10 protein-coding genes, 2 pseudogenes and 1 riboswitch are annotated in these 13,131 nt (G+C 48.9%); of the genes and pseudogenes, 5 read left to right on the top strand and 7 right to left on the bottom strand.

Annotated elements, in window-relative coordinates; genetic code table 11:
* Positions 1 to 18: 18 nt before the first annotated feature.
* From U2H13_RS05800 to U2H13_RS05785, 4 genes are all read right to left on the bottom strand, one after another.
* Positions 19 to 1,269, bottom strand: coding sequence for a cytochrome P450 (locus tag U2H13_RS05800; protein WP_053285059.1), 1,251 nt, complete (start codon positions 1,267 to 1,269; stop codon positions 19 to 21).
* A gap of 132 nt (positions 1,270 to 1,401) precedes the next feature.
* Positions 1,402 to 3,051: a methyl-accepting chemotaxis protein gene (locus U2H13_RS05795; RefSeq protein WP_376700727.1), complete on the bottom strand. Its 1,650-nt coding sequence runs from the start codon at positions 3,049 to 3,051 to the stop codon at positions 1,402 to 1,404.
* On the bottom strand, positions 3,048 to 4,025 hold the full coding sequence (locus tag U2H13_RS05790) for a BMP family ABC transporter substrate-binding protein (RefSeq protein WP_376700726.1): 978 nt from the start codon (positions 4,023 to 4,025) through the stop codon (positions 3,048 to 3,050). The genes U2H13_RS05795 and U2H13_RS05790 overlap by 4 nt, the downstream gene beginning before the upstream one ends.
* Positions 4,026 to 4,195: 170 nt before the next feature.
* On the bottom strand, positions 4,196 to 5,092 hold the full coding sequence (locus U2H13_RS05785) for a S1 RNA-binding domain-containing protein (RefSeq protein WP_176364447.1): 897 nt from the start codon (positions 5,090 to 5,092) through the stop codon (positions 4,196 to 4,198).
* A gap of 99 nt (positions 5,093 to 5,191) precedes the next feature.
* Here U2H13_RS05785 and U2H13_RS05780 point away from each other — a divergent pair, with 99 nt between their 5' ends.
* The 5 genes and pseudogenes from U2H13_RS05780 (at position 5,192) to U2H13_RS05760 (ending at position 9,867) form a co-directional block, all read left to right on the top strand.
* Complete coding sequence (locus U2H13_RS05780) at positions 5,192 to 5,683, top strand: YajQ family cyclic di-GMP-binding protein (protein WP_022553573.1); 492 nt, start codon at positions 5,192 to 5,194, stop codon at positions 5,681 to 5,683.
* Positions 5,684 to 5,783: 100 nt separating this feature from the next.
* Positions 5,784 to 5,905: riboswitch (SAM riboswitch) on the top strand.
* Positions 5,906 to 5,994: 89 nt separating this feature from the next.
* Positions 5,995 to 7,836 carry a bifunctional homocysteine S-methyltransferase/methylenetetrahydrofolate reductase gene (locus U2H13_RS05775; protein WP_137987988.1) on the top strand — a complete coding sequence of 614 codons (1,842 nt, stop codon included), beginning with the start codon at positions 5,995 to 5,997 and terminating at the stop codon, positions 7,834 to 7,836.
* Between the two features lie 82 nt (positions 7,837 to 7,918).
* Positions 7,919 to 8,359 (top strand): annotated as a pseudogene (locus tag U2H13_RS05770) (GNAT family N-acetyltransferase).
* Positions 8,360 to 8,582: 223 nt separating this feature from the next.
* Positions 8,583 to 9,209, top strand: a complete 627-nt coding sequence (locus tag U2H13_RS05765; protein ID WP_021494962.1) for a pentapeptide repeat-containing protein — start codon at positions 8,583 to 8,585, stop codon at positions 9,207 to 9,209.
* Between the two features lie 163 nt (positions 9,210 to 9,372).
* Positions 9,373 to 9,867, top strand: a complete 495-nt coding sequence (locus U2H13_RS05760; RefSeq protein WP_029973165.1) for a DinB family protein — start codon at positions 9,373 to 9,375, stop codon at positions 9,865 to 9,867.
* A gap of 45 nt (positions 9,868 to 9,912) precedes the next feature.
* Here the strand turns inward: U2H13_RS05760 and iolG are convergent, their stop codons facing one another.
* The 3 genes and pseudogenes from iolG to U2H13_RS05745 form a co-directional block, all read right to left on the bottom strand.
* Positions 9,913 to 10,944, bottom strand: coding sequence for an inositol 2-dehydrogenase (gene iolG / locus U2H13_RS05755; protein ID WP_021494961.1), 1,032 nt, complete (start codon positions 10,942 to 10,944; stop codon positions 9,913 to 9,915).
* Between the two features lie 223 nt (positions 10,945 to 11,167).
* A pseudogene (locus tag U2H13_RS05750) lies at positions 11,168 to 12,192 on the bottom strand (LacI family DNA-binding transcriptional regulator).
* A 35-nt stretch (positions 12,193 to 12,227) separates the two neighbouring features.
* Positions 12,228 to 13,091, bottom strand: a complete 864-nt coding sequence (locus U2H13_RS05745; RefSeq protein WP_014417381.1) for an AraC family transcriptional regulator — start codon at positions 13,089 to 13,091, stop codon at positions 12,228 to 12,230.
* Positions 13,092 to 13,131: the final 40 nt, after the last annotated feature.

Genomic DNA, 13,131 nt, shown 5'->3' with positions numbered 1-13,131 from the left:
AGAGGGCTGTTTTTTGTTCTATATGCGTCTAACATCACTTATCACGAATCCGCTTTCAGGCAATGCCGGCATTCTGGACAGGCTGAAGCTTAAATCTTGGGACGGAACATCGTACTCTATTTCATTGGCAAGAAACGCAAGGGAAGTTTTCATGACTTCCACGGTCATTCCCTCACCCGGACAGCGGTGGCCGTTAGCCGGATCACCTCCGCCCTGGGGAATGAAATCAAATTTATTTTCCTCCCGCCCCTGAAAACGTTCCGGGCGAAATTCATTCGGATTCTCCCAAAGCCGGGAATCATGGTTTGTTCCATATAGGTCAAGCATGACGGATGCACCCTTTTTAAACTCACAGTTCTTCCATACGAAATCTTTTTTCACAACGGCTCCTAAAAACGGGGCAAACGGGTAATACCGCCGAACTTCATGTGCAAATCTTTCGGCCTCCTGATCATCTCTCGATCTCAGTTTGCCCCGATATTCAGGGTAATCATGCAATGCAAGAGCTGAAAACGTAATGAAGTAAGAAATGGCGGCAATCGGGCGCAGAACATTAATAAGCTCAACAGCAGCCATGTGAGAATCAAGTCTGTTCCCGTCAAGTTCAGTATGAAAAGCCATTTCATACAAGGCTGAGCCCTCCGGCGTTTGCAGCTTGCCGGACCGCACATCCTCAATGACCTCCTCTATCCATTTCTCCGTTTTCAGCCTCGCCCTTCTGCCTTTCCAATGACGCGGTCCGACAGCGCCGAATGCGTCTACCATATCGGTGAAATCCTCCGCCCGCTCTTTCACTTCTGAGTCTTTCAGCGGGACGCCGGCCCACTCACAGGCAGCCCGGCACAGCACTTTCTTCGCTTCATCAAAAAGGACAATTCGGTTTGAACCCTCCCACATTTCCGCAGATGCTTTCCACTGTTTTGCCACCGCTTCCGCAAGCCGTTTTTGCCGGGGCGGCGTCATCAGCGACATAAATAGAAGCTTCCTGTGCTTATGCCGTTCACCGTCCATTGCCTGGATTGCCCCTGTTCCGAATAACGTTTTCTGCACCCGTTTGGGGAGGGCCTGCTGCCGCTGAAATCGTTCTGTGTCATAAAAAAGCTTTGCGGCTTCCGCTCCGCTCATACAAATGAATGTCTTCCCTAATAAACGGGCGCGAAACACATCTGAGCGATAAGTCTCCGCTCGTTTTTTCACAAATACATAACCATCGCGTAATAAAGCCAGACTATTATCAAGACCCTTTTCATGCGGAATTTGTTCATCCATCCCGATTCCTCCCTTCTTTTTTCACCTTTCACGAAAAAGAATAAATATAAACACATGTATATTCAGTATTTGTGTTTCATTCAGAAGTTACTCATGTCAGGCTGCAAAAATCAGGGGCGGGGCAAAAGCCCGTTACAAAGTAAACCGGCGGACCTGATCGTTTAACCGCTCTGTCAGGCTCACCAGATTATTGACGCTTTCCGCCATTTTATGAAAAGAAGACAGCTGCTCAAGCGCGGAGGCAGAAATCTCTTCGCTTCCTGCAGCCGTTTCCTGAACGACGGCGCTGATGCTTTCGGCATGCTGCAGCACTTGCTCACCAAGCTGTTTCGATTCGATGATCCGTCCGTCCAATTGAGTAAGCTCCGTCTTAATATGGGCGGCTTTTTGTTCAATATGGACGAATGATTCTGACGTTTTCTCCATCAGCTCCTGCTGTCTGTCCGCTAAAGCGACACCGGTCGTGACAGCTCCGGTAATAGACGTGATGCCGTCTTCAATTTGCTTTACCATATCGAAAATCTGCGCTGTCGCTTTGGCTGATCCGTCTGCGAGCTTCCGTATCTCCTCGGCAACGACGGCAAATCCTTTTCCGGACTCGCCTGCTCTGGCCGCCTCGATTGCGGCGTTTAATGACAGCAGATTGGTCTGGCCCGCAATGTCAGAAACGGTCTGCGCCATCATACTGATGCCTGCCGCATGTTCTATGAAGAGATCGGCGGCTTCGGAAATCTCTTTTGATGTCTCATTGCTTTTATCAATGGCTTGCTTGGTCTCAGCTAAAGCACCGCGCCCCGCAGCCACCGCCGCAATCGTCTCTTCGCTGCTTCTCGTCGTTTGTTTTGAACGTTCGGCGTTCGCCTTTGAATGTTCATCCATTTGTTCAATGAATTGCACCGCATGCTGCAGATCTTCTGAAATGGTTTGGGAGCCTTGCGCCATTTCTTCCGTCGACACGGACACCTGCTCGGTCATGTCCTTCAGCGTCTGGTTTTCCTTCGTCAAACCTTCCGCAAACGTCTCGACTTCACGGCCGACCTCTCCGATCGCCTGAATTAAGGTGCGGAGCTGTTCAGCCATCATTCCGAATGAGTCATTCAGCTCTTTCAGTTCGTCTTTCCCTTTATAATCAAGCATTTCAACAGCAAGGTTCCCTCCCGCAATACGACGGGCATTTTCAGCCATGCGGCGTATCGGCCCTGCAATTCTCCTCGTCAGCCTGATGGAAGATATGACGGTGACGGCAAGTATCACGATGGTCAGCACGGCTGCGCTGTAAACGATAAACTGAATCTGGTCAGCCGTCTGCTTCTGCATGTCTTCATAGTGATCCCGGCTTTTCAGATTCAGCATATAAATATCATTCAGAAGACCGTTGATGCGGGCCGCCGTCCTTGTCGCTTCAGCCGGACTTTTCGAATCAAGAGCAGCGTACGCCTCCGCCTGCCACGATTCGTATTTTTTGGCGAGTTTGTCATAAGCGGCTTTGTCCGCATCGTCCGTCATCGTTTTTTTGAGCGCCGCCAGTTTGTCTGAGCTGCTTTTCATATAGCTTCGCACATCTTCTTTCTGAGCGTCTGCGAGCGTATAGGAATAGCCGGTGATGCTTTCTTTTAACGTATTAAGGTCAGCTTTTGCTTCCTGGACGTTTAACAGCGCGTCCACTTCATCTTCATTTGAAGCCTGAATCTTCATCATGTTTACGATGGTAAAGCCGATGACGGCGGCGAAGCAAATCATCGTAACGGCTGCGTTAACGAGCAGCCTTGTCCGTAATGTCACTTCAGATCGCCTCCTTTTTCAATCAGGCTGTTTTTCATATCCGTGATCTTTTTCGCCAGCCCGCCTGCGTTTTTGACAACTCTGATCTTGGCTAATTCCATGCCGTTTTCCTTCAGTCCGTAAACGATCTCACCGCTTTTGATCTCCTTGTTGTCTTTTAAATCTTTCGCCAATTCATAGATGACATGGTCGACATTTTTCACTAAAGAAGAGATAACGGCGTGCTCGGCGGTGTAATATTTATCGCTGTCAACACCGATGGCGTATACTTTTTGCGCCTCCGCTTCTTTCAGTGCGCCGACGCCCGTGAAGCCGGCCGCCGTAAACAGGACATCGGCTTTTTTTCGGATCATGTTTTGGGCGATGCGCTTCCCGAGCTTATCATCATCAAACGTACCGCTGATGTCCGACAGCACGCGGATTTTCGGTTTGACTGATTCCGCGCCTTTCAGATAGCCTTTTTTAAACCGTTTAATGACGTCGGCATCTGAACCGCCGATAAATCCGATCGTGCCGGTTTTGCTCGTCATAGCCGCCAGCGCTCCGGCTAAGAAGCTTCCTTCATCCTCTTTAAACGTGACGGAGGTGACATTATCCAGATCTGATACGGAATCAATCAGCACAAACCGCTGCTTCGGATATTTTTTGGCGACCTTTTCTAAATCCGCCTGCATGCTGTAACCGAGCCCCACCACAAGATCATTGCCTTCCCGGACAAGCTGGGTCAGTCCTTTTTCGTATGTACCGGTATCTTTTATTTCCCGGTAATCAAATGTGATGCCGAGCTCGTCTCTCGCTTTCATCAAACCTTGAAAGCCTGAATCATTAAATGATTGGTCGCCGAGGCCGTTGTCTGTCAGCATGATGCCGATTGTTTTCGTTTTTTCGGCCGCCGTTTCCTCAGATTTGCCGGCACATCCCGCCGTGCTGAGCGCAATCAGCAGTACAGCCGCAAATATCGCCATTTTTTTCATTGAAACTCTCCTTTTGTTTTTTCTATAGTTATATATCGGTTCGGATGTCAGAATATTTTATTTCAATAAAATATGTATGTTCGGCAGGATGTTAAACAAATGAGGAATATAGCAGCTTTTGAGAAAATAAAAAACATCGGTTTTGGTTCACCGATGTTTTTGCAGAACATTTATTGTTTTTCGTATGTCCAGCCGTCTTCCTGATAGACCTTGCCGTTTTTCATCAGATGCCCGAGCGCCCGCTTAAAGGCGGCTTTGCTTAAATGAAACCGTTCGCGGATATCGTCAGGATGGCTTTTGTCTCCGTAAGGCATCGCGCCGTTTCTTGATCTCAGATAGGTCAGAATCTCTTCCGCGTCAACCGAAAGCGCATCCTGCTTTCTCGGCAGCAGGGACATGTTGACGGAGCCGTCTTCCTTTACCTCGATGACACGCCCTGTCACGCGGCTGCCGAGTCTCGGCTCATCTTTTCTTTCTGAAGGGTGAATAAACGCGCGGATGCCTTCATCGGTAATCAGAAAAGAGCCTGATGCGATCAGTCTGTACACCGTGCCCGTCAGGTCTTTATTCATGACGTCTTCCTCTGCATCCGTAAATAATTCACTGATGATATCCTCAGGCGCCGGTTTTGCAAACATGCGCCCGCGGCTTGTCACCTTCAGCATGCAATACAGTCTGTCTCCTTTTTGCGGCCAGACGGATTTGTACGGAGGCAGGTGCTCCGTTGCGACGAGCGCGTCTTTTGACAGGCCGACGTCGACGAATACGCCCATATCCTCCACAGCGTCCGTCACTTCCACCCATCCGTAGTCATAAAAGCTGATGAGCGGCTTTTTCATCGTCGCTGCGAGTCTTTCCTGATGATCGACGTAAATAAATACGTCCACTTCATCTCTGTCTTCGATATCCTCTGTGATTTCACTGTTATGTAAAAGAACCGTATCCTCGCCGTCGGTTAAAAAATAACCGAAATCGGTTTGGTGATCTATACTAAGCGTGAGCTGCTGCCCTGGTCTCATGTTATCGTCCTTCCTGATTCGCCCGTATGAGGCTGATGTTTTTCTCATTTTTTCCAATATGCATAAATTCATGCTTTACGCTGTTGGACATTTCTCTTTATTCTACTATAATCAACTCATAAGTGAAATGTTATAGGAGGTTTTCTCATGGCAAAAGAAAGTTCTTTTGATATTGTATCCAAAGTTGAATTTCCCGAAGTGCAGAATGCGATTCAGATGACGCTGAAAGAAATCGGCACGCGCTATGACTTTAAAGGATCGAAAAGCGATGTGAAGTTAGAAAAGGAAGAACTTGTCCTGATTTCTGATGACGAGTTTAAACTGAATCAGCTCAAAGATGTGCTGAGCGGCAAGCTGATCAAACGGGACGTGCCGACGAAAAACATTGAATACGGCAAAATCGAAAATGCATCGGGAGGCACGGTGCGCCAGCGCGCGAAGCTTGTACAGGGCATTGATAAAGACAATGCCAAAAAAATCAACGCGGTGATTAAAAACTCCGGCTTGAAGGTCAAGTCGCAGATTCAGGACGACCAAGTACGCGTCACCGGAAAAAATAAAGATGATCTGCAGCAGATTATCGCAGCCGTCCGCGGAGCAGACCTGCCGATTGACGTTCAATTTATTAATTTTAGATAAATTATGTGATTCCTATTGATTATTGTCTCTATTTTCGGTAAATTTGGAGAAAGGGATTTTCACAGTTAAGTTTTGGAAACCCATGACAATTACATGAACGTTCTTATCAAGAGAAGCCGAGGGACTGGCCCGACGACGCTTCAGCAACCGGTGTAGTGGTTTACCCAAACCATGACCAAGGTGCTAAATCCAGCAAGCTAAAAACAGCTTGGAAGATAAGAAGAGAGACAAATGATTACAAAGTCTTCTTCTTAAGAAGACTTTTTTTATTTCTCTTTTTTCCTTGCTGAATGTGATGAAGGAGGCAAACAATGGGACTATTACAAGACTTAAAAGAACGGATTTTAATCGGAGACGGCGCGATGGGCACTCTCCTCTATTCCTACGGCATTGACAGATGTTTTGAGGAACTGAACGTATCAAAGCCCGAAGAAATCAAGCGGATACATAAGGCTTACGCGGAAGCCGGGGCAGACATCATCCAGACAAATACGTACGGCGCGAATTTTATTAAGCTCTCAAGATACGGACTTGAGGATGAAACGAAAAAAATCAATCAGGAGGCGGTCAGAATCGCGCGCGCTTCCTCAGAAGGCGCTTATGTATTGGGAACGATGGGCGGCATCCGCACCTTTAACAAAAACGCCTACAGCCTGGAGGAGATTAAACGCAGCTTTCGGGAGCAGCTTTATTTATTGCTGCACGAAGAGCCGGACGGTCTGCTCCTGGAAACATACTATGATTTAGAAGAGGCCCGCGAAGTGCTGAAGATCGCGAGAAAAGAAACGGAACTTCCGATTATGCTGAACGTATCCATGCACGAACAGGGCGTGCTGCAGGACGGAACGCCGCTTCGGGAAGCCCTCAGGTCCATTGCCGATCTCGGCGCTGACATAGCGGGAATCAATTGCCGGCTCGGCCCGTACCACATGATTGAAGCGCTCACCGAAGTGCCGATTTTCCGTGACGCTTATTTATCGGTCTATCCGAACAGCAGCCTTCCGTCTTTAGAAGAAGGCCGGCTTGTTTATGATACGGACGATGCCTATTTCCGGGAGAGCGCCGTACAGTTCCGCACTCAGGGCGCGCGCATTATCGGCGGCTGCTGCGGTACGACGCCAAACCATATCAGAGCCATGGCTGAAGCGGTCCGCGGACTTTCTCCCGTCACTGATAAAGAAGTGAAAATCAGACGGGAAGAAGAAGTCATCTCCGTCCGGAATGAACGGACCGAGCCGGGTTTAAACGAAATCGCCGCTCAAAAACGGTCAATTATCGTAGAGCTTGATCCGCCGAAAAAATTAAATTTTGACAAATTTTTGCAAGCGGCCGCTGAATTAAAAGAGACCGGCATAGAAGCGCTGACGCTCGCCGACAATTCATTGGCGACACCGCGGATCAGCAATGCCGCCTGCGGTTCATTGCTGAAAGAGCGCCTTGATATCCGTTCTCTCGTTCACATTACATGCAGAGACCGCAACATCATCGGCCTTCAGTCACATTTAATGGGGCTGGATACGCTCGGGCTCACCGACATTTTAGCCATCACGGGCGATCCTTCAAAAATCGGCGACTTTCCGGGGGCTACCTCCGTCTATGATTTAACGTCCTTTGATTTGATCAGGCTGATTAAACAATTCAACGAGGGCATTTCTTTATCAGGGAAACCGCTCGGCAAGAAAACGAACTTTTCCGTAGCCGGAGCATTTAATCCGAATGTCCGCCACCTTGATAAAGCAGTAAAACGGCTGGAGAAAAAAATCGAGTGCGGAGCTGACTATTTCGTGTCCCAGCCTGTCTACTCGGAGCAGCAGCTCATTGACATTCATCATGAAACGAAGCACCTCAAAACACCGGTGTATATCGGAATCATGCCGTTAACGAGCAGCCGCAACGCAGAGTTCATTCATCATGAAATCCCGGGCATTAAGCTGTCAGACAGCATCCGCGAAAAAATGGCGCTCGCCGGCGAAGACAAGCGAAAGCAGAAAGCCGAAGGCCTCGCCATCGCCAAGTCGCTTCTCGACACGGCGTGCGAACTGTTTAACGGAATTTATTTAATCACCCCGTTTCTCCGTTCTGATTTGACGTCAGAGCTTGCAGCTTATATTAAGCAAAAGGATGAAAAGCGGGCTGATGTATATTTGCATTGACGCGGAAGAGGCCGCCTGATATGACAGGCGGCTTTTTCATGGTACGATACAGAAAAAGAATCAAGCAAAGGAGGATTTTTTCATGGTTGAAGTAAAACCCATCACCGCAGAAGACACATACGCGATCAGACACAGCGTGCTGCGCCCCCATCAGACGATTGAGGATTGTAAATATGATCAGGACAGCGTCTAAGGAGCCTTTCATCTCGGAGGTTTTTACGACGGAACATTGATCAGCATCGCTTCTTTCTACCCGCAGAACCAGCAGGCTTTACAGGCAGCGCCCGCCTACCAGCTGCGCGGCATGGCGACGCTTGAGGAATACCGGACGCAAAAAGCGGGAAGCACGTTAATCGCCTATGCGGAACGAAAACTGGCAGATATGGGGGCGGCGCTTGTCTGGTGCAACGCCAGATGTCACGTAAAGGGATATTACGAAAAGCTCGGCTGGAAAAGCACGGGCAGCCCCTTTGACATACCCGGCATCGGCCCGCATGTGATCATGTATAAAGAACTCGCCTGAAACAGACAAAAGCCCTCTTATCAGGGCTTTGTTTTTATCTTTCAGTGGGCGGATGACGTTCAAACGGAATGAAGCTTTTATAAGCGCCGCTATTGACGCGATCCCGCTTTGATATTACCCTTTGTTCAGTAAGCAACACGCCATTCGGCAAGGGTGGCAGGGTCGAAAGCGATATCTGCCAATTGCCGGTTTCAGCTATTATGTTTAGAAAAGGGAGTACGAGATGAATACGATCCAAAAACCGAAAATCCCGAAAGAATTGCCGGTGCTTTCTTTCACTGAAGCGCTTCAGGACGACCTCATAAAAGAAGTCGTCATAGAAAACGCCGTGATAAACGGCAAACTGGACGGCCTGCGCGCCGAAAAAGTCATTTTCAGAAACACCGTTTTTACGGATGTCTCTTTCAGACATATGGAATGTACGGATGTCCTGTTTGACAAATGTGATGTCTCAAACGCTGATTTCAGCGGAAGCATCATCCATAGAACGGCGTTTCAGCATTCAAAACTTCTCGGCTTGAATCTGGCGGATTCCGCCATGCGTCATGTACGGTTTGAAGACTGCCTCGCACATTACAGCTCCTTCAGCTATTCCAATATGAAGCATGTACGGTTTGACACGTGCGGCCTATCAGAAAGTGAGTGGAATGATGCCGTTCTTGAATACACAGATCTTGACGTCTGTGATTTGAACGGCGCAAACTTCATCGGCACGTCTCTTTTTAATATGGATATCAGCACGTGCACATTTGATCACCTGCACGTCTCACTTGAGAAGCTGAAAGGATGCCGCATCTCTCCGTCTCATGCCGTTACATTCGCAGAAGCGCTCGGAGCCATTGTGACGTGATCTTTTTATTAAACGAAACGGCGGCCGGCTCCTCGGCATCCTGAATAAATGCTCGGCATTGGTGATGTGGGGTGCTGCTTTTTATTTTGCGGCGCTTTTGTTTCGATAAAAGGAATTCGGCCAGGTCATGTTGAATGTACCGGAAGGAAGAGGGGGAATTGGAATGTCAGACATTTTAAAGCTGTATCACTACCACAGATGGGCAAATGAGCAGGTTATTCAGCATCTGAAGACCCTGCCCGAGGCAAGCTTACAGCAGAAACTGGATAGTGTTTTTCCGACTGTGAACGCCGTGCTTGTGCATATATACCGGGCTGATTACATTTGGCTTCACGTGCTTTACGGAGAAACTTACGAACAAATCGTCTCGCAGTTTGATCAATTTGAAAAGCTTGACGGAGATTTTGAGGCGATTGAACATAGAATGGCTGAACTGGACAAAGAATACAGCAAATTTTTAAAAGAATTGGAGAACACGGAAGGTCCGATCTCCATTTCTCATCCGCGCATGGGAACGCTCCGGACGACATATGCCGATGTGATCCGGCATGTTGTGAATCACGGCACATACCATCGCGGCAATATAAGCGCGATGCTTCACCAAATGGGCTATAAAAGCGTGCCGACTGACTACATTTTTTTCTCATACGAATCATAAAAAAGCAAAGGCCTCCCGGGCCTTTGCTTTTTCACTTCGAATCTATCATAATCCGGCACAGCTGGAGGCGCCCGGGGTAAGCTTTACAGGCCTTCCGGTTTTAAAAGATTCCGTCGCGGCGATCCCGATTTCTAAGTTAATCGTGGCATCGATGTCTGTCACAATCGGCGTTTCCCCTTTTTTCACACATTCGGCAAAGTGCTCAAGCTCCAGACGGTAAGCGTCTTTAAAGCGGGCTTGAAAATCCGGAATAATTTCGTAGCTGCTGCCGGACTCCGTTAAAACGGTGACATGGCTTTTCCGCAGCGTGCCGACCAAGATGCTTCCCGCCGTCCCGATAATTTCGGCGCGGATATCATGCCCGTACGGAGAATTTCGGCTTGCCTCCACATCGCCGGCCGCGCCCGAATCAAATTCAAGATACGTTAATGCCTGATCAACGTCGCCGCACTCTTCCATGAACGGGTGCTTTAAAATTCTCCCGTGCCCGCAGACGGACGTAACTTCGGCATTCATGAGATATCTCGCGATGTCGTAATCATGAATCGAACAGTCAATGAAAAGCCCTCCGCTATGTTTGATAAATTCCGCGGGCGGTGCGCCTTGATCTCTTGTAAATCCTTTATAATAAATGGGCCTGCCGATTTCCCCGGCGTCGATTCTTCTTTTCGCGTCGGCGTATGCCGGATCAAACCGCCTCATAAAACCGACCTGGCAGATGACGCCCGTTTCTTCGATTTTTTTCATGACTTCTTTAGATTCCTCAAGACTCAGGGTGAGCGGCTTTTCAACAAAGATGTGCTTGCCGTTTTCAGCAGCCTTCATGATCATTTCCGCATGTGTGCTTGTCGGTGTGACAATGATGACGGCGTCAATCGTGTGATCTTCCAACAGGTCATACGGATTCTCCGTCCATTTGGCGATTCCTAATTCTTTCGCACACGCTTCCGCCTTTCCCTTCATCGGGTCACAGACGGCCGCAAGCTCGGCTCCCCGCACTTCGCTGACTAAATGCTTCGCATGAAAATACCCTAATCGTCCTAATCCCAGCACCGCACATCTGACTTGATCTGTCATCTATCACCGCTCCTTTTTTCTTGAGGCCGCATGCCGCAATGGCGCAAGCGGTTTCCCTTATTAAACAGAAATCATTATTTTGAAAGCGCTTTATTTATAACCCAAGCTGTTTGCTTTCTTTTCTGTAATCCGCAGTATATGCGCAAGCGCTTTCTCAAATCTGTTTTAATTTTACAATGCTTTTCTCTCGTTTGACAATGTTTTTCACAGAAAAAAACGCGCCTTATCGCTGAGGGCGCGTTTTTGCCGGTGCCGTAGAATGCCTGATGACGAGTTCCGGAGATAAAATGATTTTGCTTTTTGTTTTTTTCTTCCCTTGAATCTCATCAATGAGAAGTTCAACGACACGCCGTCCCATTTCGCGGATGGGCTGAGAAATCGTCGTGAGCGGCGGTGCCGTCATTTCAGCGAGAATGGTATTGTCAAAGCCGATGACCGACAAGTCTTCCGGCACCCGAATGCCCCGGGAGCGCGCCGCCTGTATCGCCGCGCATGACAAGACGTCATTAAAGGCGAAAACGGCGGTCGGAAGGTCTCTGTCAAACAGCTCGCCCGCTGCCTGTTTTCCGCTTTCCAGCGAATATTCCGTCGGTATGATCAGCGATTCATCTAGTGTCATCCCCGCTTCCCGCATCGCTTTTCGAAAGCCTTTGATTCTGTCTCTTTCACCCTCGTCGAACCGTTGCCGACGATACAGGCAATTCTTTTATGGCCTAAAGATATGAGATGCTCAGCCGCCGTATAGCCGCCGAGAAAGTCATCGATAATGACGACGTCCATCGGCGCGAGCGGTTTATCCTGCGTAATCATCGCAAGCGGGATGCCCGATTTCACCATATCATCAAGCGCTGTGACGCTGTCATCATGATCAAGTCCCGTCGCGAAAATAATGCCGTCCGCCTGCTTCTGCCGCAGCATCGAAAAATACTTCGTTTCTTTTTCAGGCTGATAATCGGTGCTGCAGATAATGATATGAAATCCCAGTGCACCGGCGCTGTCTTCAATGCTTTTCGCCAGTTCCCCGAAAAACGGGTTTGAAATATCCGGGGTGATCAGGCCGATCATATTCGTCTTTTTGCCCGTCAAAGCGGATGCGTGAACATTCGGATGATAGTCCATCTCCTCCATGACACGGAGCACCATCCGGCGGGTTTTGTCACTGATCCTCCCCGTATTGTTGATGACCCGCGAGACCGTCGAGATGGAGACGCCCGCTTTTTCGGCCACGTCGTAAATTGTCATTTTCATGCTTACCGATCCCTCTTCTGTTCTCTGGTTTTAGGTCAGTCCGTTTTCCGGCTTACGAATTTGCGGTATTCAAGCGGCGAAATGCCTTCAATCTGTTTAAACAGTTTGGAAAAATAGGTTGGGTCCTCCATGCCGATGGCGTCCGCGATCGTCCCCATTTTGTAATTGGTTGCGGACAAAAGACGTTTCGCCTCCGTCATTCTGACTTTGTTCGTATACTGGCCGGGCGTGACGCCGAGCACCTGCTGCATGCAGCGGGTCACGTAGTCTTGGTTGTAATGAAGAGCCGAAGAGAGCGCTTTGATGGTTGTTTTCTCCTGATAGTGCTCCTGCAGGTACCGGGCGGCCTCCCATGCGACTCTTTCCTTTGCGGACGGGATTTGGAACGCTTCTTTCTGAAGATGGAGCAGCAGCTCTTCAAACAGAATCTGCTTTCTGAGCGGCAGATCGGAGTTCTCTGCGCTGTCATCTGTCAGGACACTGAATTGCCCGGCCATAAACTGCGGGCGTCTCACCTTCCCTTTTTGCGGCAGGGACAGGCGGTAGCGGGACGGCTCTTCAAAGCTCCCTTTTTTTCGCCTCAGCTCCGACCAGTTGTTCCCGGTTGTTTCCGTCACCTCATAAGCCGCTCCTTCAAAATGAAGCCACGAATAGGATGTCGTTTCTTCACTGCCTTTTGTTCCGTAATGTTCAAGGCCGGGAGAAAGCAGAATATATTCTCCCGCTTCAACGGAAAAGGCGTTTTCGTCTTCTGTAATGTAGAGGACGCCTTTTTTCACATACAGCAGATCAAACACCGGGAAGACCCGTCTCACATGGGTTTCGCCTTTTTTGAACACTCCTTCTCCCGCAGCGATAAAGACCGGGAACGGAGGAACTGTGAACTCGAGAAAGGACATATTTTCGGCCCTCCTTTTTAAGTCGGATTTTTGCAAGAAG

It is taken from the genome of Bacillus sp. A1, assembly GCF_042296235.1.
Classification (GTDB): Bacteria; Bacillota; Bacilli; order Bacillales; family Bacillaceae; genus Bacillus; species Bacillus velezensis.
This window is presented reverse-complemented; position numbering and strand designations above follow the sequence as displayed.